The organism is Caulobacter sp. GW821-FHT05F04, assembly GCF_059419665.1.
Genome location: NZ_JBWKSF010000002.1, coordinates 112083 through 131898, shown reverse-complemented (window position 1 = coordinate 131898; position 19816 = coordinate 112083). Strand labels below are relative to the sequence as shown.

General features: G+C 67.9%; 20 protein-coding genes and 1 pseudogene. 4 read left to right on the top strand and 17 right to left on the bottom strand.

The genetic code is table 11. The features are described 5' to 3' along the window. The 3 genes from AC07R7_RS05060 to AC07R7_RS05050 all read right to left on the bottom strand — a co-directional run bounded on the left by AC07R7_RS05060 (window position 1) and on the right by AC07R7_RS05050 (window position 2893). Window positions 1–978, bottom strand: coding sequence for an L-threonylcarbamoyladenylate synthase (locus AC07R7_RS05060; protein ID WP_494634366.1), 978 nt, complete (start codon window positions 976–978; stop codon window positions 1–3). Beyond that, complete coding sequence (locus AC07R7_RS05055) at window positions 909–2198, bottom strand: YceI family protein (RefSeq protein WP_494634365.1); 1290 nt, start codon at window positions 2196–2198, stop codon at window positions 909–911. Before AC07R7_RS05055 ends, AC07R7_RS05060 begins: the two co-directional genes overlap by 70 nt. A 71-nt stretch (window positions 2199–2269) precedes the next feature. Then, window positions 2270–2893: a YceI family protein gene (locus AC07R7_RS05050; protein WP_494634364.1), complete on the bottom strand. Its 624-nt coding sequence runs from the start codon at window positions 2891–2893 to the stop codon at window positions 2270–2272. Between the two features lie 184 nt (window positions 2894–3077). Between AC07R7_RS05050 and AC07R7_RS05045 the strand changes: the two genes are divergently transcribed. Continuing rightward, a complete protein-coding gene (locus AC07R7_RS05045) occupies window positions 3078–4835 on the top strand; it encodes an acyl-CoA dehydrogenase family protein (RefSeq protein ID WP_494634363.1) in 1758 nt (585 codons plus the stop codon). A 4-nt stretch (window positions 4836–4839) separates the two neighbouring features. After that, window positions 4840–4953, top strand: a pseudogene (locus AC07R7_RS05040) (hypothetical protein); the annotation flags it as partial. 14 nt (window positions 4954–4967) lie between these two features. On the opposite strand, the gene AC07R7_RS05035 reads toward AC07R7_RS05040, so the two are convergent. Beyond that, window positions 4968–5948, bottom strand: a complete 981-nt coding sequence (locus tag AC07R7_RS05035) for an alpha/beta fold hydrolase (RefSeq protein WP_494634362.1) — start codon at window positions 5946–5948, stop codon at window positions 4968–4970. A 127-nt stretch (window positions 5949–6075) separates the two neighbouring features. On the opposite strand from AC07R7_RS05035, the gene AC07R7_RS05030 reads away from it, so the two are divergent. Next, a complete protein-coding gene (locus tag AC07R7_RS05030) occupies window positions 6076–6534 on the top strand; it encodes a MarR family winged helix-turn-helix transcriptional regulator (protein ID WP_494634361.1) in 459 nt (152 codons plus the stop codon). Window positions 6535–6570: 36 nt separating this feature from the next. Here the strand turns inward: AC07R7_RS05030 and AC07R7_RS05025 are convergent, their stop codons facing one another. Next, window positions 6571–7053, bottom strand: a complete 483-nt coding sequence (locus tag AC07R7_RS05025) for a peroxiredoxin (RefSeq protein WP_494634360.1) — start codon at window positions 7051–7053, stop codon at window positions 6571–6573. Between the two features lie 128 nt (window positions 7054–7181). Between AC07R7_RS05025 and AC07R7_RS05020 the strand changes: the two genes are divergently transcribed. After that, window positions 7182–7781 carry a YqgE/AlgH family protein gene (locus AC07R7_RS05020; protein WP_494634359.1) on the top strand — a complete coding sequence of 200 codons (600 nt, stop codon included), beginning with the start codon at window positions 7182–7184 and terminating at the stop codon, window positions 7779–7781. Here AC07R7_RS05020 and AC07R7_RS05015 read toward each other — a convergent pair. The 12 genes from AC07R7_RS05015 to coxB form a co-directional block, all read right to left on the bottom strand. After that, entirely contained in the window at window positions 7778–9445 is a 1668-nt protein-coding gene (locus AC07R7_RS05015; protein WP_492837447.1) for a putative bifunctional diguanylate cyclase/phosphodiesterase, read from the bottom strand. The two genes, AC07R7_RS05020 and AC07R7_RS05015, sit on opposite strands and share 4 nt — an antisense overlap. A gap of 35 nt (window positions 9446–9480) precedes the next feature. Further along, a complete protein-coding gene (locus AC07R7_RS05010) occupies window positions 9481–10059 on the bottom strand; it encodes a GNAT family N-acetyltransferase (protein WP_494634358.1) in 579 nt (192 codons plus the stop codon). Window positions 10060–10100: 41 nt separating this feature from the next. Next, on the bottom strand, window positions 10101–11369 hold the full coding sequence (locus AC07R7_RS05005; protein ID WP_492888164.1) for a M16 family metallopeptidase: 1269 nt from the start codon (window positions 11367–11369) through the stop codon (window positions 10101–10103). A gap of 46 nt (window positions 11370–11415) precedes the next feature. Then, entirely contained in the window at window positions 11416–12813 is a 1398-nt protein-coding gene (gene thrC / locus AC07R7_RS05000; RefSeq protein WP_492888165.1) for a threonine synthase, read from the bottom strand. Next, window positions 12813–13499, bottom strand: coding sequence for an SURF1 family protein (locus AC07R7_RS04995; RefSeq protein WP_492837451.1), 687 nt, complete (start codon window positions 13497–13499; stop codon window positions 12813–12815). Before AC07R7_RS04995 ends, thrC begins: the two co-directional genes overlap by 1 nt. Beyond that, window positions 13492–13869, bottom strand: a complete 378-nt coding sequence (locus tag AC07R7_RS04990) for a DUF983 domain-containing protein (protein WP_494634357.1) — start codon at window positions 13867–13869, stop codon at window positions 13492–13494. The genes AC07R7_RS04995 and AC07R7_RS04990 overlap by 8 nt, the downstream gene beginning before the upstream one ends. 127 nt (window positions 13870–13996) lie before the next feature. After that, complete coding sequence (locus tag AC07R7_RS04985; RefSeq protein ID WP_494634356.1) at window positions 13997–14869, bottom strand: cytochrome c oxidase subunit 3; 873 nt, start codon at window positions 14867–14869, stop codon at window positions 13997–13999. 69 nt (window positions 14870–14938) lie between these two features. Continuing rightward, window positions 14939–15604, bottom strand: coding sequence for a cytochrome c oxidase assembly protein (locus AC07R7_RS04980; RefSeq protein WP_494634355.1), 666 nt, complete (start codon window positions 15602–15604; stop codon window positions 14939–14941). After that, on the bottom strand, window positions 15582–15743 hold the full coding sequence (locus AC07R7_RS04975) for a cytochrome c oxidase system small membrane protein (RefSeq protein ID WP_099575476.1): 162 nt from the start codon (window positions 15741–15743) through the stop codon (window positions 15582–15584). The genes AC07R7_RS04980 and AC07R7_RS04975 overlap by 23 nt, the downstream gene beginning before the upstream one ends. Next, complete coding sequence (gene cyoE, locus AC07R7_RS04970) at window positions 15740–16762, bottom strand: heme o synthase (protein ID WP_494634354.1); 1023 nt, start codon at window positions 16760–16762, stop codon at window positions 15740–15742. Before cyoE ends, AC07R7_RS04975 begins: the two co-directional genes overlap by 4 nt. Window positions 16763–16865: 103 nt before the next feature. Then, window positions 16866–18533, bottom strand: a complete 1668-nt coding sequence (gene ctaD / locus AC07R7_RS04965; protein ID WP_125155030.1) for a cytochrome c oxidase subunit I — start codon at window positions 18531–18533, stop codon at window positions 16866–16868. Window positions 18534–18558: 25 nt separating this feature from the next. Then, a complete protein-coding gene (gene coxB / locus AC07R7_RS04960; RefSeq protein ID WP_492888170.1) occupies window positions 18559–19494 on the bottom strand; it encodes a cytochrome c oxidase subunit II in 936 nt (311 codons plus the stop codon). Window positions 19495–19816: the final 322 nt, after the last annotated feature.

The window sequence follows — 19816 nt, the reverse complement described above, 5'->3', positions numbered from 1 at the left end:
CTATCCTACGAAGCCGGCCGCGCGACGCAGCCGGTCATTGATCGCTTCGCCCAGGCCGTCTTCCGGGATCGGCGCGACGGCGATGGCCGAGGGGCGAAGACGGTCGGCGGCGCGCAGGTACGAGAACAGGTTGGCGGCGGCTTCGGCCAGGTCGCCGGACGGGCTGAGATTGAAGACGCGCGGACCCTGCGGCCAATCCCCGAACGCCAGATAGGCCTCGGTCGTCTCTGGGGCCTTGGCGTTGATCCGCACCGGCGCGTCGGGGGCGTAGTGCAGGGCCAGGCGGCCGGGCGAGCGCCTGGCGTCGTCTTCCGCTTCGGCCAGAGGCCCGACGATCCGCTGCAACTGGAAGCGCGTGACGGCGCCGGGCCGCAGCAGGCGCGCCTGGCCGTCCAGGACCGAGACCACGGTCGATTCCAGGCCGACGGCGCTCGGCCCCCCGTCCAGGGCGGCGGCGGCCTTGTCGCCGGTCTCGGCGATGGCGTCGGCATAGGTGGTGGGGCTGGGGCGGCCCGAGCGGTTGGCGGAGGGGGCGACGACCGCGCCGCCGAACGCTTCCAGCACCGCGTGCGAAACCGGGTGGCCCGGCACGCGGATCGCCACCGTGTCGAGCCCGGCGCGCGCCAGGTCACAGACGGCGGCCGTGTCCTTGATCGGCGCGACGATGGTCAGCGGCCCCGGCCAGAATTCGCGGGCCAGGGCCCAGGCGCGGTCATCGAGGTCGGCGATCCGCGCGGCGGTTTCCAGGTCGGCGACGTGGGCGATCAGCGGGTTGAAGCGCGGCCGGCCCTTGGCCTCGAAGATCGCCGCCACGGCCGCCGGGTTCGCGGCGTCGGCCCCGAGCCCGTAGACCGTCTCGGTCGGCAGGATGACCAGCCCGCCGGCGCGCAGAGCGTCGGCGGCGGCCTCTACTTCTTCTTGGCGGTCAGGCTGAAGCTGACCTTCACCTTCGCCGCGATTTCGTCCGTCGACGCCCATTCGCCCTGCCCAACTCCAAACGTCGTCCGGTCGAGGGTGGTTACACCCCGCGCGGTCGCCGTGTCGCCGTCGATCTTCAGGGAGAACGGCAGGCTGAGCGGCTTTTTCACGCCGCGCAGGTCCAGGATCCCGTCGGCGACGAACTTGCCCTCGCCGGTCTTGCGGAACTTGGCAGCCGTGAAGGTCGCTTTTGGGTGCTCGGCGGTGTCGAAGAAGTCGCCGCTGGGCAGGCTCTGGTCGCGCTGGGCGTCGCCGGTGTCGACCGAGGCCGTGTCGATGGCGACGGTCAGCTTCGAGCGGTCCAGGGCCTCGGGCGAGAACAGGATGTCGGCGGTCCAGGTCTTGAAGCGGCCCTCGATGGCGTTCTCCGACCAGGTGGCGCTGAAGCCCAGGGTCGAGCCCTTCTGGACGGTCCACTGGACGGGGTCCTTGAGCTCGGAGACTGCCGCGGGGGCGGCCTCGACGGCGGGCGGCGCGGCGTCGACCGGCGGCGTCGCGGCGGCGGTCGGAGCTTCGGCCGGAGCAGGTTCGGCGGCTGGCGCGGGCGGCGCGGCGGGCTTGGCCTTGGTGGCGGGCATGTAGAGATAGCCCGCGGCGACCACGGCGGCGAGACCGGCCGCGGCCAGCCAGGCCCGGGGCTCTTTCCAGCCGGGGCGAGCGCCGGGAGCCATGTTGGCGAACACCTCGTCCTTGTCGAGGATCTGGTGCTTGGCCACCGCGCCCAGGTGCAGGATCAGCAGCAGATAGGTGACCTTGACCAGCACGCCGTGGCCCAGCTCGCCGATCTCGTACCAGAGGTGCTTGGGACCGGCCGCCAGTTCGGGCAGGCCAGGAATGTGCGGCCACGGCATCGTCCCGAACAACAGGGTCGGGATCGGCACGCGGCTGGCCGAGACCAGGATCCAGCCCGTCAGCGGCAGGCCGATCATGATCACATAGAAGCCGATGTGAACGAGCTTGGAGGCGACCTGCTCCCACTTGGGCTGTCCCTCGGGCGGGGCCGGCGGCGTGTTGAACAGCCGCCAGGCCAGCCGCGCCAGGCTGAGCAGCAGGATGGTGATGCCAATCGACTTGTGCAGCTGGAACAGGGCGTAGGTGGTCGGGCCCTTGGGCCCGTCGCCCATCCGCCAGCCCAGGATGATCTGGAAGATGAGGGCCGCGGCGATCAGCCAGTGAATGACGATCGCCACCGTCGTGTAGCGCGTACGGCTTGCGGCCATGCGAGTCTCCCAGGTCCCCTGAACTTAGCTTGGATCATGGCGGGGTTCGCCCGCCATGATCCAGCGCAGTTTTACTTCTTCTGGAATTCGACTTCGATGTTCAGCGTGACGTCGTCGCCGACCAGCGGCACGTACTTGCCGACGCCAAACTCCGACCGCTTGATGGTCGTGGTCGCCGAGAAGCCCGCGCGGGTCTGCAGCGGGTTCATGCCCGGGCCCGAGCCGTTGAAGGTGACGTCCAGCACCACCGGCTTGGTCACGCCGTGGAAAGTCAGGTCGCCGGTCACCGTGCCGTGCTGGCCGTCGCCGACGTTCACGACGGTCGAGACGAAGGTGATGGTCGGGTACTTGGCGGCTTCCAGCCAGCCGTCGCCGATCAGTTCCTTGTTGAACTTCAGGCCGAACTCGTCGGCGCCGGTGGAGGTGTCGATCGAGGCCGGGTCGACCGTGACGGTCAGCTTGGCGGCGGTCGGCTGGGCCGGATCGTACTGGTAGGAAGCGTCCAGCTTGGTGAAGCGCAGGGTGTAGTTCGACAGGCCCATGTGCTTGAGCTTGGCGGTCAGGGAAGCGTGGGTCTTGTCGAGCACATAGCTGCCGGCGGGCATCTTGGCCGGATCGGTCGACGGCGCGGCCATGGCGGCCGGCGCGGTCAGCACGGCCGCGGCGAGCGTGGCGTAGAGGAAGGGCTTGTACATCGGGGCGCTCCAGGGCGGAATTAAAACAGCATTAGTTGCAGTTCCCCGACTTAGGCACTCCAGCACGGCTTTGAAGGGGGCGAAGATCACGAGGCCGTGATCTTCGCCATAAAGACGGGGATGGCTTGGCGACGTTGCGTCACCCCGCCTAAACAGATCGCCGATCCTCTGGAGCTTGTCGGCCATGACCTATCGCGCCCCCGTCCGTGACCTCGCCTTCTCGCTGCGGCATGCGGCGGACTTCGGGCGGCTGGCCGACGCCTTTCCCGAGGCCGACGCCGACACGGTGACGGCGGTGCTGGAAGCGGCCGGCGCCTTCGCCGCCGACGTGCTGGCTCCGCTGAACCGGGGCGGTGATCAGGTCGGCGCCCGGCTGGAGAACGGCGTGGTCCGCTCCGCCCCCGGCTTCGCCGACGCCTACAAGCAGTTCGCGCAAGGCGGCTGGGCCAGCCTGGCCGCGCCGGTCGAGCACGGCGGCCAGGGCCTGCCCAAGACACTCGAAGTCGCGGTGCTGGAAATGATTCAGGCGTCGAACATGGCCTTTGGCCTCTGCCCGATGCTGAGCCTGGGGGCCATCGAGGCCCTGGAGCTGTGCGGCACGGACAGCCAGAAGCACACCTACCTGCCCAAGCTGATCTCCGGCGAATGGACAGGGACCATGAACCTGACCGAGCCGCAGGCCGGTTCCGACCTGGCCGCCCTGACCACGATGGCCACCCCCGATGGCGCCGGCGGCTGGAAGATCACCGGCCAGAAGATCTTCATCACCTGGGGCGACCACGATGCGGCCGACAATATCGTCCACCTGATCCTGGCCCGCACGCCCGATGCGCCTCCCGGCGTGAAGGGCATCTCGCTGTTCCTGGCCCCCAAGGTGCTGGTCGACGCCGACGGCAAGCTGGGCGAGGCCAACGCCCTGCGCGTGGGCGGGCTGGAGCACAAGCTGGGCATCCACGGCTCGCCCACCTGCGTGATGCTGTTCGAGGGCGCCAAGGCCGAGCTGGTCGGCGGCCTGGGCCAGGGCCTGCCCAACATGTTCGTGATGATGAACGCCGCCCGTCTGCAGGTCGGGGCCCAGGGCGTAGCCATCGCCGAGCGCGCCTACCAGCAGGCCCTGAACTTCAGCCAGGAACGCGTCCAGGGCCGCTCGGCCTGGACGGGCGCCTATCCCTCGCGCCTGTTCGACCATCCGGACGTGCGCCGCTCGCTGGTGCTGATGAAGGCCCATATCGAAGCCGCGCGCGGCATCTGCCTGTCGACCGCCGTCGCCGCCGATCTGTCGCGCGCCGCCGCCGACGAGGCGACCCGCACGAGCGCCAAGCTGCGCGAGGAACTGCTGACCCCGATCGCCAAGGCCTGGTCGACCGATGTCGGCGTCTGGGTCGCCTCGCAAGGGCTGCAGATTCACGGCGGCATGGGCTTCATCGAGGAGACCGGCGCGGCCCAGCACTATCGCGACGCCCGCATCGCCCCGATCTACGAGGGCACGAACGGCATCCAGGCCATCGATCTCGTGGGCCGCAAGCTGACGATGGGCGAAGGCCAGGCCGTGGCTGACCTGATGGACGACATCCGCGACACCATCGACGCCCTCAACGCTTCGGCGCTGAAGGCCGTCGGCCTGCGCCTGGGCGCCGCCCTGGACGCCGCCGCCTCGGCCACCGCCTGGCTGGTCGAGCGCCGGACCAAGTCGATGCCCGACGCCCTCTCCGGCGCCACGGCCTATCTGAAGCTGATGGGCGATGTCGTCGGCGGGTGGATGCTGGCCAAGGGCGCCCTGGCGGCCTCGGGCGAAGCCGACGCGGCCTGGGCCGAGAGCAAGCGGGCTCTGGCCCGCGTCTTCGCCGAGAGTGTGCTGGCTCAGGTTCCCGGCGCGGCGGCCAGCGTCATGCTGGGCGCGGCCGACCTGGAGGCGATGACGCCCGAGGTGCTGGGGGCCTGACAACAAAGCGTGTCATCCCGGCCGCAGCGAAGCGGAGAGCCGGGACCCAGGGGCCAGCGGCGGTGCGCCGGCCCCTGGGTCCCGGGTCGGCTACGCCGCCCGGGATGACACCGTTTTCTTGCGCGTTCAGGCCTACGCCTTGAAGAACGCCAGCAGGTCGGCGTTGATCACCTCCGGGTGCGTGGACGCCATGCCGTGCGGCAGGCCCGGATAGGTCTTCAGCGTCCCCTTCTTCAGAAGCTTGATGGCCAAGTGGGCGCTGTCGGCGATCGGGACGATCTGGTCGTCTTCGCCGTGCATGATCAGGACCGGCACGTCGATCTTCTTGAGATCCGGCGTGAAGTCGGTCTCGGAGAAGGCCTTGATGCAGTCATAGTGGGCCTTGGCCCCGCCCATCATGCCCTGGCGCCACCAGTTGTCGATCAGGCCCCGGCTGATCTTGGCGCCCGGACGATTGAAGCCGAAGAACGGACCTTCCGGGATGTCACGGAAGAACTGGGCGCGATTGGCCAGCAGGGCCGAGCGGAACCCGTCGAACACCTCGATCGGCAGACCGCCCGGATTGGCCGGGGTCTTCAGCATGATCGGCGGCACCGCGCCAATCAGTACGGCCTTGGCGACGCGGCCCGGCTTGGCGCGGGCCACATAGTGAGCGACCTCGCCGCCGCCGGTCGAGTGGCCGACGTGGATGGCGTTCTTCAGGTCCAAGTGGTCGGCCAGGGCGATGACGTCGGCGGCATAGGTGTCCATCTCGTTGCCGATGTCGGTCTGGGTCGACCGGCCATGGCCGCGACGGTCGTGAGCGATCACGCGATAGCCCTTGCCCAGGAAGAACATCATCTGGGCGTCCCAGTCGTCGGCGCTGAGCGGCCATCCGTGGTGGAAGACGACAGGCTGGGCGTCCTTCGGACCCCAGTCCTTGTAGAAGATCTGGACGCCGTCCTGGGTGGTGACGAAGCCGCTTTGCGAACGGTTGGCGGCATGCGGCGTGGCGACGGCGGCCTTCGGGGTCGCGGCCTGGGCGCTCTGGCCCAGCGAGGCGGCCGCCACGGCGGCGAGACCGAAGCCGGCGGTCATCACGCCGCGACGGGAAGCTTGGTTCGACTGGCTCATGGATCAACCCTCATTTTCTAACCGCGATAATTGTTATCGCGACAACAAGTAGCGATCTAAACCGCGGCGGCGGCCCTGTCCATCATTTTATTTATCGCGACATCATTTTTCGTGATAGGAAGGATCCATGACGACGAAAACCCCACGCCCATACCCTATGGATCAGCAGATCTGCTTCACCCTGTACGCCACCAGCATGGCGATCACGCGGGCCTACAAGCCCCTGCTCGACGCGCTGGGCCTGACCTATCCGCAGTACCTGGTGCTGAACGTGCTGGGCGAGGCGCCTGAAGGCAAAGGAGGGGGGATCACGATCGGCGGCATAGCCGAACGGCTGGACCTGGAGTCCAGCACCGTGACGCCGCTGGTCAAACGCTTGGAGGCCGCCGGTCTGGTCGCGCGGCGGCGCGGGCTCGAGGACGAGCGCCGTGTCGAGGTGACGATGACGGAGGCTGGACGCGCCCTGCTTGGCCGCTCGGGATGCCTGAACGACATGCTGCTGGAGCGGTCGGGCATGGAGGGCGAGGACCTGGGGGCGCTCAACAAGCGGATCCAGGCGCTGCACGAGGCCATAGTCAAAGAATAAAAGGCGCGGCGGCGGGGCCGCCGCGCCCTTCGGATCTTACAGCTGCTCGAGCAGGTACTCGGCCGACGAGACCTTGAACTGGCCGGCTTCCTCGATGTTCAGCTGGGTCACGACGCCGTCCTTGGCGATCAGCGAGTAACGCTGCGAGCGCTCGCCCATGCCGAACTTCGAACCGTCGAAGTCCAGGCCGACCGACTTGGTGAAGTCGCCATTGCCGTCGGCCAGCAGCAAAACCTCGCCGTCGATGCCCTGGTCCTTGCCCCAGGCCTTCATCACGAAAACGTCGTTGACCGAGACGCAGGCGATCGTGTCGACGCCCTTGGCCTTGAGTTCCGCGGCCTTCTCCTTGAAGCCCGGCAGGTGCTTGGCCGAGCAGGTCGGGGTAAAGGCGCCGGGGACGGCGAACAGGGCGACGGTCTTGCCCTTGAAGATGTCGTCGGTGGTGATCGGCGCCGGCCCTTCGGCCGTGCTGGTCATGAAAGTCGCCGCGGGCAGCGTGTCGCCAACCTTGATCGCCATGGGCCGTGTTTCCTCGTGTGCGTGTGAAATCGCGCCTGCTCGAATATCCCTCGCGAGAGCGGACGCCAAGCACGCTTTGAAACGTTCAACGACTTGAAACCGTCACGACGAAAGCCAATGCTCTTATCATGGACACCTTCATCGAAGACGGCCCCAATGGCGAGGATGACGGCGATTTCCTGGTCGGGCGGCTCCTGGTGGCCATGCCCGGCATCGAGGACCCGCGCTTCGAGCGCACCGTGCTCTATCTGTGCGCCCACGACGAGGACCAGGCCATGGGCCTGGCGGTCAACCGCCCGGTCGAGGGCCTGACCGTGTTCGAGCTGCTGGAACGCCTGGGCGTGAAGTCACGGCTCCAGGCCCCGAGTGATCTGGTGCTTCTGGGCGGCCCGCTGGAGCGCGAACGGGGCTTCGTGCTGCACACCGACGATTTCATGTCGCCGGACTCGACCCTGCCCGTGGCCGACGGCCTGAGCCTGACCGCCACCCGCGACGTGCTGGACGCCCTGGCCAGCGTCAACCGCCCGCGCAAGGCGATGCTGGCCCTCGGCTATGCCGGCTGGGGTCCGGGACAGCTGGAGCAGGAGCTGCGCGACAATGTCTGGCTGATCTGCGACGCCGACGAGGCCCTGCTGTTCGACGAGGACCACGAACACAAGTGGACCCGGGCGCTGGCCAAGCTGGGCGTCACCGCCGACCACCTGTCGGCGACGGCGGGACGGGCTTAGCCCCGCGCCTTCACCGGCGCGGCGCCGTCCACATAGGCTTCGTTCAGATAGACCTCGGCCTCCTGCGGCGACAGCGCCGGCGCGTAGCCGAAGCCCTGGCCGTAGTCGCAGCCCAGCGACTGCAGGGCATGGGCCATTTCGGCGTTCTCGACGCCCTCGGCCACGACTTCCAGATCCAGGTCCTGGCCCAGCTTGACGACCGAGCGGACGATCTTGGCCGAGCCGGCGTTGCTGCCCATGGTGCGGACGAAGTAGCGGTCGATCTTCAGCGTGTCGAACGGCAGGCGCGTCAGGTACGAGAGCGACGAGAAGCCGGTGCCGAAGTCGTCCAGCGCCAGGCCGGCGCCGGCTTCGCGCAGGGTCTTCAGGATCACGGCGGCCCGCTCGGGGTCGCGCATGATGTCGCTTTCGGTCACTTCCAGCTTCAGGGCGCCGCGCGGCAGGCGGTTGACGCGCAGGGTCTCGGCCACGTCGGTGACCAGGCCCGGACGGTCGATCTCGCCGGTCGACAGGTTGACGCTGACGGTCAGGGCGCCCATCGCCGGATGGCTGTCGCGCCACGTGGCCAACTGCTTGGCGGCGGTGTGCATCATGTGCGCGCCGAGCTCGCTCATCAGCCCCATCTCTTCGATCAGCGGCAGGAACTCGTCGGGCGGCAGCATGCCCCGGCGCGGGTGGATCCAGCGGGCCAGGGCCTCGAAGCCCGACAGCGCGCCCGTCGACAGGCGCACGACCGGCTGGAAGTAGGGTTTGATCTCGCCGCGAGCGATGGCGCCCCGCAGGTCGGCCTCCAGGGCCAGGCGCGAGAGGCCGTCGGTTTCCATCGAACGGCCGTAGGCGGCGGCCCCGCCACGGCCGGCGGCGGCGGCGGCCTCGACGGCCAGCTCGGCGCGACGCAGCAGTTCGCAAGCGTCCGGAGCGTCCAGGCCGCCCTCGGCGGAGACGGCGCCGATCGACAGGGTCGGATGGATGTCGAACCCGGCCACGCGCAACGGCTGCTCCAGGGCCGAGCGCAGCATCTCGGCCGGCTCGTAGCCCTTGGGCGCGCACAGCACGGCGAACTCGTCCTCGCCGATCCGGCCCAGCAGGGCGTCGCCCGGGAACGAGGCGGCCAGGCGGGAGCCGAGGGCGGCCAGGACCAGGTCGGCGCGTTCGTGGCCCAAGGCCTCGTTCAGGCGGCGCAGGCGATCAAGGTCGGCCACGACCAGTTCGTGCATCCCGTCCTGTTGCAGGCGCTCGCGGGCGCGGGCGATGAAGCTGCGGCGATCCAGCAGGCCTGTGAGCTCGCAGCGCTCCGAGGCCGAGAATTTCGTTTCGGGGGCGACGACGCCGGCGGCGCGGACGCCCTCCTCCAGCCAGACGCCCCGCCACAGGCAAGTCTCGCCGCCGCGCACGCGGAAGCGGGCGATGACCTCGCAGCCAGGCTCGCGCAGCTTGAGGACTTCCTCGGCCTGCGCGCGGTCCTGCGGCAAGGCCAAGGCGCGAAAGGCGGCGGAGGAACATTCGGGGGCCAGCGGCCCCAGGCCCAGGGCGCGGGCGGCGCCATTCAGGCGGAGGCGATCGGCTTCGGGCTCCCAGATCCACAGCGCGACATCGGCGCCGCCCAACGCCTCGAGCGTGGCGGTCGTGTCCCAGTTCCGTCGTTCGCTGGTCTTGAAAGACATGCCCGTCCCAAAAACTCGTCGATCGGGCCGCGGCGCTACTCGGGCGCGACCATGCCGAACAGACGATGATCTCGCCAACCGCCGTTAATTTTCAAATAAGCGGGCGCATATCCCTCCTCAGAAAACCCACATTTCAATAACAGGGCGGCCGAGGCGGCGTTCTGCGGCATGCACGCGGCTTCAAGTCTGTGGAGATCCAGACCCTTGAAAGCAAAGCGGATCAGGGTCTGGACGGCGTCGCTCATCAAGCCTTGCCGAGTAAAGGACTGGCCGATCCAGTATCCAATCGAGCCGGTCTGAGCGACGCCACGTCGCACGTGGAAAAGTCGCACGGCGCCGACCAGGACGTTGTCCGAACGACGAAAGATGAAGAACGGATAGGCCTCGCCCAGCTCCAGCTCGCGGGCATAGGCGCTGAGTCGGGCGCGAAAGGCGGCCCGGGTCAGGTCGTGTTCTGGCCAGGTCGGCTCCCACGGCTCCAGGAAAGATCGGGACTGGGCGCGCAGGGCCGCCCAGGCGCGATGATCCTGCGGACGCGGCGGCCGCAGATAGACGGCGCGGCCCTCCAGCTGCAGGCGGGGGCGAGTCTTCAGGAACGGTAGAAGGACGGACAAGGACGAAGCTCGATCTCAATCACGGCCGTCACCTTCCGATGTCAGCTTTTGGGGGACAATGCTTTGCCGAACGCCTCGCCGGCCTTCAGCGCCGACTTGGCGCCGAGCACGGCGGTGGCGGCCTGGCCGGCCAGCAGGCGCCGACCCAGGCGCGCAACGTCGGCGGGAGTCACCGCATCGACCTCCGCGGCCAGTTCGGACGGCGGATAGAGGCGGTCGAACAGCAACACCTGCCCGGCCCCCTGCTCGGCGCGCGACAGCGGCTGCTCGCGGGCCATGAACATGTGCGCCTTCAGCTGGGCCTTGGCGCGGGCCAGCTCGGCGTCGTCGATGCGCTCGACCAGCTTGACCAGTTCCTCGGCGCAGACCTTGGCGGTCTCGACCGCGTCGCCGGCCGCGCAGCCGGCATAGATGCCCAGCGCCCCGTGGTCGGCATAGGTGTCGGCATAGGCGTCGATATTGTAGGCGAGGCCGCGCTTCTCGCGGGCTTCCTGGAACAGGCGCGAGGACATGCCGCCGCCCAGGGTCTCGGCGAAGATGCGCAGGGCGAAATAGTCCCGCTCGCGCGCGCCGCAGGCCGGCAGCATGAACACCAGATGCGCCTGCTCCAGCTTGCGGGTCTCGGCTCGCGGGCCGCCGATGAAGGCCGCGGCTTGCGGGACGGGCGCGCCAGGCGTGGCGGGCAGGTCGCCGAAAGCGCGCTCGGCGGCGGCCATCAGCTCCGCCTCGTCGACCGCGCCCGTGGCGCTGACCACCAGGCGGTCGGCGGCGTAGAGCTGGGCGCGCCAGTCGGACAGGGCCTCGACCGTGGCGGCCTCGACCGTGGCGTCGCTGCCCAGGATCGGACGGCCCAACGGGTGGTCGCCCCAGCTGGCGCGCTGGATCAGGTCGAAGACATAGTCGTCGGGCGCGTCGGCGGCCTCGGCGATCTCCTGGGCGACGACCTGCTTCTCGCGGGTCAGGTCGGCGGGATCGAGCGTCGGGCGGCGGACAAGGTCGGCGATGACGTCCATGCCGAGATCCAGGCCGCCCTTCAGCGCCCGGACCTGGAAACTGGTGCGCTCATAGCCGGTCGCGGCGTTGACCGAGCCGCCCTGGTTCTCGATGACCTCGACGATGTCGCGAGCCGAGCGGCCGCCCGCGCCCTTGAAGACCATGTGCTCCAGCAAGTGCGACCAACCCGACCGCGCCGGATCCTCATAAGCGGCCCCGCGCCCCGCCACGACGGAAAGGGCCAGGGTTTCGAGGCCCGGCATCGGGTCACAGACGACGCGGACGCCATTGGGCAGGGTGCGGAGGATCGTGGTCATGAGCGGCGGTATCTAGGCGCTCGCGCGCCTAAACACTAGCCCAGCCTCAAGTATTGGCCGCGAAGGTCCGCACGAAGGCCTTGATGGACGCGCCGTCGGCCGGCAGGCGTTCGAACTTTTCCGGCTTCTTGGAGAGGTCCGGCGTGGCGCGCGGGGTCAGGGGTAGAAGGCCCGTGGCGGCCTGGACCGCTTCGGGGAACTTGGCCGGATGGGCGGTCGACAGCACCACCACCGGGACCGAGGCGGGGACGTCCACGCCCCGCGCGGCGGCCAGGCCGACGGCAGTGTGCGGGTCGATGACCTCGCCGGTCTCGTTCAGGGTCGAGAGCATGGTCTTGGCGGTGTCGGCTTCACTGACCGAGGCGCCGCGGAAAAGCTCGCGCATCCAGGCGTGGGCGCCCGGCGGGATGTCCAGCAAGCCGGTGTCGGCGAAGGCGCGGAAGGCCCGACCGGTCTCGGTGCCGTCGCGGCGGACCGCTTCGAAATAGAGGCGCTCGAAGTTGCTGGCGACCTGGATGTCCATGGCCGGGCTCTGGGTCGCGGCCACGGCGCCGCGCGCATAGCGGCCGGTCTCGATGGCGCGCGCCAGGATGTCGTTGGAATTGGTGGCGGCGGTCACCGAGTGGATCGGCAGGCCCAGCTTCTTGGCCACGAAGGCGGCGTAGGCGTCGCCGAAATTCCCCGTGGGCACCACGAAGGCGACCTCGCGGTTCGGAGCGCCTAGCGCGACGGCCGAGGTGAAGTAGTAGACGCTCTGGGCCGCGATCCGCGCCCAGTTGATCGAGTTGACGCCCGACAGATCGACGGCGTGGCGGAACTGGTCGTCCTGGAAGGCCTGCTTGACGATGGCCTGGCAGTCGTCGAACGACCCCAGCACCGAGATGCAGGCCACATTGGCGTCGACGGCCGTGGTCATGAACCGGCGCTGCACCTCGCTGATGCGGCCTTCCGGGAAGAGGGCGACGATGCGGGCGTTCTTGCGGCCCCGGAACGCCTCGACGGCCGCGCCGCCGGTGTCGCCCGAGGTGGCGCAGATGATGGTCATCTTCCGCGACTGGCGTTCCAGCACGTAGTCGTACAGCCGGCCCAGCAGCTGCATGGCGACGTCCTTGAACGCCAGGGTCGGGCCGTGGAACAGCTCCAGCAGGTAGCGGTTCGGGGTCAGCTGCTTCAGCGGCGTGACAGCGGTGTGGGCGAAGGTGGCGTAGGCCTCCTCGCACATGTTGAGCAGGTCCTCGGCTGGGATGTCGTCGCCGACGAACTTGCCGACCACGGCGGCGGCCACCTGGGCATAGGGCTGGCCCGCGAAGCTCGCGATCTCGGCCGCCGAGAAGCTGGGCCACTCGTTGGGCACGTACAGGCCGCCGTCGGGGGCCAGGCCGGCCAGCACCGCATCCAGGAAGCCGATGGGCGCGGACTGGCCGCGGGTCGACACGTAGCGCATCAGGGTCTCACTCTCCGCCAGAGCATGGCGGCATAGATAAACAGCAGGGTTACGGCAAGACCGAACCACGTCAGGGCGTATTCCAGGTGCCGATTGGAAATTTCTGCCGGCAGCGGCGCGGGGGTGATTCCGGCCGGCGCGGGGGCCTCGCTCTCGGCCATCAACACCAGCGGCGCGGGTTGGCGGCCGGGAAAGCGCTTCAGGACCTCGGCCCGGTCACCGCCCAGTTGCTTGATCGGCATCAGCACGCCGACCACCCGACGCGGCGTGTCGAAGGACCGCGGCGGCGGCGCCACCTGCCCGGTCAGGGCGGGGACGACGCCACGGTCCACAAGGATCATGTTGTAGGGACCGGCCAGGACAGCGCAGGGGGCTTGGGCGCGCCAGACCACGTCGCCGTCGCGAACGCCATAGACCAGCGGCAGGGGCTGGCCGGCGACGTCGCCACAGTCGACGCTCACCCGGGTCCAGGCCAGGTCCTTGGCGCGGGCCTCGGCCGTCAGCACCTGGATCAGCGGCAAGGCCGGCGCCGTCTTCAGGACCTCGATCCGCGCCAGTATGCCTTGCTTCCAATGCAGGCGCTGGACCTGCCAGGCGCCCAGGCCGCAGAGGATGGCGAAGGCGATCCCCGTGGCGATCGTCAGGCCGATCGGGAAGCCGGACTTCCTGGCCGCGGACTCAGACATGGTCGCGACCAGCTTCCGAGGCCTTGTGGGCGACCTGGGAGGCGACCATCAGCCCCTTGGCCGGGCGCATGAGGCCCAGGCTAATGATCACGACCGCGGGCAACCAGACGACCAGCAGCGCCCAGATCGGCCAGTTCCAGGCGAACATCGAAAACAGCGCCCCGAAGGCGCAGACCGATCCGGCGATCAGGATGACGAAGGTCGCCGCCCCGTCGCCGGTCTCGAACTTGCTCAGGTCGAAGCCGCAGGCCTCGCAGGATGGCGCCAACTTGAGGAAGCCCTCGAACAGATGGCCCTCGCCGCAGTTGGGGCAGAGGCCGCGCGCGCCGGCGGCGTAGGGATTGGTCTTGTGGGTGGAAGAAGGGGTCATGGGTGCGGGCCTCCGAAACGAAAAAGGCCCGGAACGCTGATCCGCGCTCCGGGCCCCTCAGGATCTTGCGACCCCCGAGCGCGTCGCCGCGCTCAAACTTTGAGGCTAGAGCCCTCTCATGAGGGCTCTAGTGGGGCGAGGCCCCGAAGATCACGTAGATGAACGCGAACAGGAACAGCCAGACCACGTCCACGAAGTGCCAGTACCAGGCCGCCGCTTCGAAGCCGAAGTGCTGCTTGGGCGTGAAGGCGCCGTTCATCAGGCGGATCAGGCAGACCAGCAGGAACAGGGTGCCGACGAACACGTGGAAGCCGTGGAAGCCGGTGGCCAGGAAGAAGGTCGAGCCATAGAGGCCCGAGTTCACGGCGGCTTCCGAGTAGAACAGCTTCTCGTGGTTGATGTGGCTGTACTCGTAGATCTGGATGGTCGTGAACAGCACGCCCAGCAGGATGGTCAGGATCAGACCCCACTTGGCGCCCTTGCGGTCGCCGACCTGCAGCGCGTGGTGCGCCCAGGTGACCGTGGTGCCCGAGAGCAGCAGGGTCAGGGTGTTGACCAGCGGCAGGTGCCAGGGCGAGACGGTCTCGACGCCGGCGGGCGGCCAGGTGGCCCAGGCGGTGCGGACTTCCTCGATCGCCGACAGGGTGCGGTGATGATGGAACAGCGCCATCTCGAAGAACATCCAGAACCACGCCACGAAGAACATGACTTCCGAGGCGATGAACAGGATCATGCCGTAGCGCAGGCCGATCGAGACGACCGGGGTGTGGTCGCCGGCCTTGGCTTCCTTGGCCACGTCCGACCACCAGCCGAACATGGTGTAGAGCACGCCCGCGATGCCGGCGGCGAAGATGGCCCAGTTGCCCTTCTCGATGCCGAGAACGCCGCCCTTGATCCAGCCGATCAGGCCGATGGCCATGACGGTGGCTGCGGCCGAGCCCACGAAGGGCCACGGGCTGGGCGGAAGGATGTGGTAGTCGTGTTTGACGGCGCCGGCCATGTTGCTGCTAACCCTTATATCCCTCTGATCACGGTCGCTGGTCCCCCGCGCCGTGGTCGTTGTGAAACGCTATAGCCCTCTCGACGGTGCGCCGCCAAGGGGTTCCACGATGCGAGGCGTCGCCGCCGCCGCAACTTTGGTCTTCTTGCCGTCGTCGACGGCGGGGAAGAACGTGTAGCTGAGCGTGATCTCGTTCTTTCCGACGGTCTCGGGATCCTTCACGTATTGCGGATCCACGAAGTAGACGACCGGGAACTCCACCGTCTGGTGGGGCTGGATCGTCTGGCTGGTGAAGCAGAAGCACTCCAGCTTCTGGAAATACGGCCCCGCCGACTCCGGCACGACATTGTAGAGCGCCCGGCCGGTCATCGGCTTGTCGGTGGGGTTGGTGACCTTGAAGAAGGCCAGGCCCGTCTCGCCGATCCGCACGTCCTGGCTGGACTGCAGCGCCTGGAATTTCCAGGGCAGCTCGCGGATATTGGCGTCGAAGCGGATGGTGACCTTGCGATCTAGAATCTTGTCCGGCTTGGCCTCGGCCCTGCGGACCGTGCCGTCGAAACCGGTCGCCTGGCAGAACAGCTTGTACAGCGGGACGGCCGCATAGGCCGCGCCAACCATGCCGAAGAAGGCGGCGGCGCAGATCAGCGCCACCTTGCCGTTGCGGCGCGCGGCCTGCTCTTGCGGGGTCAGGTCCGCCTTGGGGGTGCGTTTCTTAGGGGTGCGGGTGGGCGACATTGGCGCCGAGCCTCACGAGGGTGACAACGAACACCATGATGACGAAGGCCACGAGGCCCAGGCCGAGCGCGATGTTGCGCCCGTCCCGCGCCTTCTTGGCGGCGTCCCTGTTGGCTTGAGTGTCTAGGGGTTGATTCACTTGAGCAGCTCCAGGGCGCGCACGCCCGACACGGCTTCGCCCAGCAGGGCGGCGAACATCGCGAAAAGATAGAGGATCGAGAAGGCGAACAGGTTGCGGGCGGCTTTCGAGCCGGCTGCCTTCTCGTCCTCGGTGACCTCATAGAGGGCGCGGTCGGTCACGCGCGGGTCGGCCGCGTCGCCCGCCTTGCTGGCGAAAACGCGCCAGGCGAGGATCAGGAACACCGCGCCGCCCAGACCGGCCACGGCCAGGTAGATCGGACCGCCCAGGCCGGTCAGCACCGGCGCCAGGCAGATCGGGATCAGGATCAGGCTGTAGATCAGGATCTGCTTGCGGGTTTCCTTGGCGCCCTTGACCACCGGCAGCATCGGCACCCCGGCCTTGGCGTAGTCCGTGGTGACGTACAGCGACAGCGCCCAGAAGTGCGGCGGGGTCCAGAAGAAGATGATGGCGACCATCAGCCAGGCGTTCAGCGGGGCCGAGCCCGTGGCCGCGGCCCAGCCGATGGCGGGCGGCAGGGCGCCGGCCAGACCGCCGATGACGATGTTCTGCGCCGTCCAGCGCTTGAGCCACATCGTGTAGACGACGGCGTAGAAGACGATGGTGAAGGCCAGCAGGGCGGCCGCGAACCAGTTGATCGCGAAACCCAGGAACATCACCGACAGGAGCGAGAGCACGACGCCCAGCGAGGCGGCCTCCTCGCCCTTGACCTTGCCGGCCGGGACCGGACGGCCGCGCGTGCGGCGCATCTGCTGATCGATGTCGGCGTCGTACCACATGTTCAGCGCGCCCGAGGCGCCGGCCCCGACGGCGATGCACAGCACCGCGATGGCGCCCAGGACCGGATGGATCGGCGCGCGGGCGGCCAGCAGGCCCGTCAGGCCCGTGAACACCACCAGCGACATGACGCGCGGCTTCATCAGCTGGAAGTAGTCCTGCCAACGCGCGGCCTGAGACAGGTCTGGCTGCGACGTGTCGGGCTGAACGGTCTCCGGGGCCATGGCGAGGGTCTTCGACATCGGGGTGAACATATCGGTCTTGAATGGGCGAAGGGCGCGGCCCGGACCCTTAAGGATCCTGACCGCGCCCCTTTTTGCTTCAGGTCAAACCCGGAAGCCGGCCTTAGTGGTGGCCGTCTTCCTTGATCACCGGCGGTTCGCTGAACTGGTGGAACGGCGGCGGCGAGGACAGGGTCCATTCCAGCGTCGTGGCGCCTTCGCCCCACGGGTTGGCTTCCGCCGGGCGGCGACGGATCGCGGCTTCCAGCAGCATGATCATGAAGATGCCGACGGCGACGACGGTGATCATGTAACCGACCGTCGAGACGTAGTTCCACTTCGTGAAGGCATCCGGATAGTCGACGTAGCGACGCGGCATGCCTTGCAGGCCGAGGAAGTGCTGCGGGAAGAAGATCAGGTTCACGCCGACGAACATCACCCAGAAGTGGGCGCAGCCGAGGAACTCGTTGTACTTCACGCCCCACATCTTCTCGAACCAGTAGTAGAAGCCCGCGAAGATGGCGAAGACGGCGCCCAGAGACAGCACGTAGTGGAAGTGGGCGACCACGTAGTAGGTGTCGTGCAGGCTGTAGTCGATGCCGGCGTTCGACAGGACCACGCCGGTCACGCCGCCGACGGTGAACAGGAAGATGAAGCCCATCGCCCACAGCATGGGCGTCTTGAAGTCCAGCGAACCGCCCCACATCGTGGCGATCCAGCTGAAGATCTTCACGCCCGTCGGGACGGCGATGATCATCGTGGCGGCCACGAAATAGGCGCGCAGGTTGATGCTCATGCCGACCGTGTACATGTGGTGCGCCCACACGACGAAGCCGACGAAGCCGATGGCGACCATGGCGTAGGCCATCGCCAGGTAGCCGAAGACCGGCTTCTTGGAGAAGGTCGAGACGATGTGGCTGATGATGCCGAACCCGGGCAGGATCAGGATGTACACTTCCGGGTGACCGAAGAACCAGAACAGGTGCTGGAACATGACGGGGTCGCCGCCGGCGGCCGGGTCGAAGAAGTGGGTGCCGAAGTTACGGTCGGTCAGCAGCATGGTGATGGCGCCGGCCAGGACGGGCAGCGACAGCAGCAGCAGGAAGGCGGTGATCAGCACCGACCAGGCGAACAGCGGCATGCGGTGCAGGGTCATGCCCGGCGCGCGCATGTTGAAGATCGTGGTGATGAAGTTGATCGCGCCCAGGATCGACGAAGCGCCGGCCAGGTGGAGCGAGAGGATCGCCAGGTCCATGGCCGGACCCTTGTGGCCGATGGTCGAGAGCGGCGGATAGATCGTCCAGCCGCCGCCGAAGCCGTGGCCGGGACCGCCGTCGACGAACATCGAGGTGACCAGCAGGACCCAGGCGGCGACCAGCAGCCAGAACGAGATGTTGTTCATCCGCGGGAAGGCCATGTCCGGCGCGCCGATCATGATCGGGACGAACCAGTTGCCGAAGCCGCCGATCATGGCGGGCATGACCATGAAGAAGATCATGATCAGGGCGTGGGCGGTGACCACGGCGTTGTAGCCGTGCTTGCCCTTGAAGATGCCCATCTGCGCCAGCATGCCGGTGTCCGAGAACACCTGGATGCCCGGCTCCATCAGCTCCCAGCGGATCAGGCCCGACAGGGCCCCGCCGACGATGCCCGCCATGATGGCGAACAGGATGTACAGGGTGCCGATGTCCTTGTGGTTCGTCGAGAAGAACCAGCGGGCGATGAAGGGCGGCTTGTGGTCGGCGTCGTCATGACCGCCGTGCGCGTCGTGAGTGTCTGCGGCGTGAGCCATCGGACTTCTATCCTACGATCGTATCTTAGGCCGCCGGCGCGGCGGGAGCCGCGGCCGGAGCGGAAGCGGGGGCGGGAGCCGAAGCGGGGGTCACGGCGGCGTCCGCCGGAGCGGCCGGCGCGGCGGCCGGAGCCGGCGGAGCGACCTTCTCCTTGACCCAGGCGTCGAACTCGCCTTGCGAGACCACGCGGATCTCGATCGGCATGTTCGAGTGGTCAACGCCGCAGAGTTCCGAGCACTGGCCGTAATAGACGCCGGTCTTCTCGGCCTTGAACCAGGTTTCGTTCAGGCGGCCCGGGATGGCGTCGATCTTCAGGCCGAAGGCCGGCAGGGCGAAGGCGTGGATCACGTCGGCGCCGGTGACCTGGACGCGGACGACCTGATTGACGGGAACGACCATCGCCTTGTCGGCGGCCAGCAGGTACGGGACCTTCTTGGCGTCGGCCTGTTCCTTGGTCAGCGGCAGCGACACGATCTCGCTGATCTTCTGGTCCGGGTACTCGTAGCCCCAGTACCACTGATAGCCCGTGGCCTTCACGGTCATGTAGGGCTTGGGCATGTTGTTATAGGCGAACAGCAGGCGGAACGAGAAGATGGCGATGACCATCAGGATCAGGACGGGGAACACCGTCCAGATGATCTCGATCGTGGTGTTGTGGCTGAACTTCGCCGGAACCGGGTTCGCCTTCTTATTGTAGCGAACGATGATCCAGATCAGCAGGCCCAGAACCAGCAGGGTGATGGCCGTGATGATCGGCATCAGCACCAGGTTGTGGAAGCGGATAGCGTCGTGCTTCAGGACCGAGGCGGCCGGCTGAAGGTCAATGGCCCCCGGCGTCGGCTGGCCCAGCAGATCCTCGGCGAGGGCGTTCCCCGCGAGCATCCCAGAAAACACCATTGCGGCGGCGAGGGCGGACGCGCCCGTCATGATCCGCCGAATCCCCGAAAATTGCGCCTTCATATCCCTCACGGCCCGTTTCAGCGGCGGTTTTTGAGCCCGATCAAGGCCGCGCCGCGCCGACTTGCATATTACAATCCCGGAGCGCTCCACAATCGACTTCGCGCTCGTAGAATCGCGCGTCGACGTCAGCCCGCCCCGAGGATCGGTCCGGAGGCTGCATACGCGCATCCCTAGCGGTTGCCAAGCGCCAGAGACCACGCGCGCGGCATGGGATTGCCCGTAATCCCGGCCTGGGGCCGCTCCAGTCAAGAACCATTCTCATCAAGCCCGAAAACCTCCGTCCGCATCATTACGTATCATTCATGAGTAGGTACCTTGCACC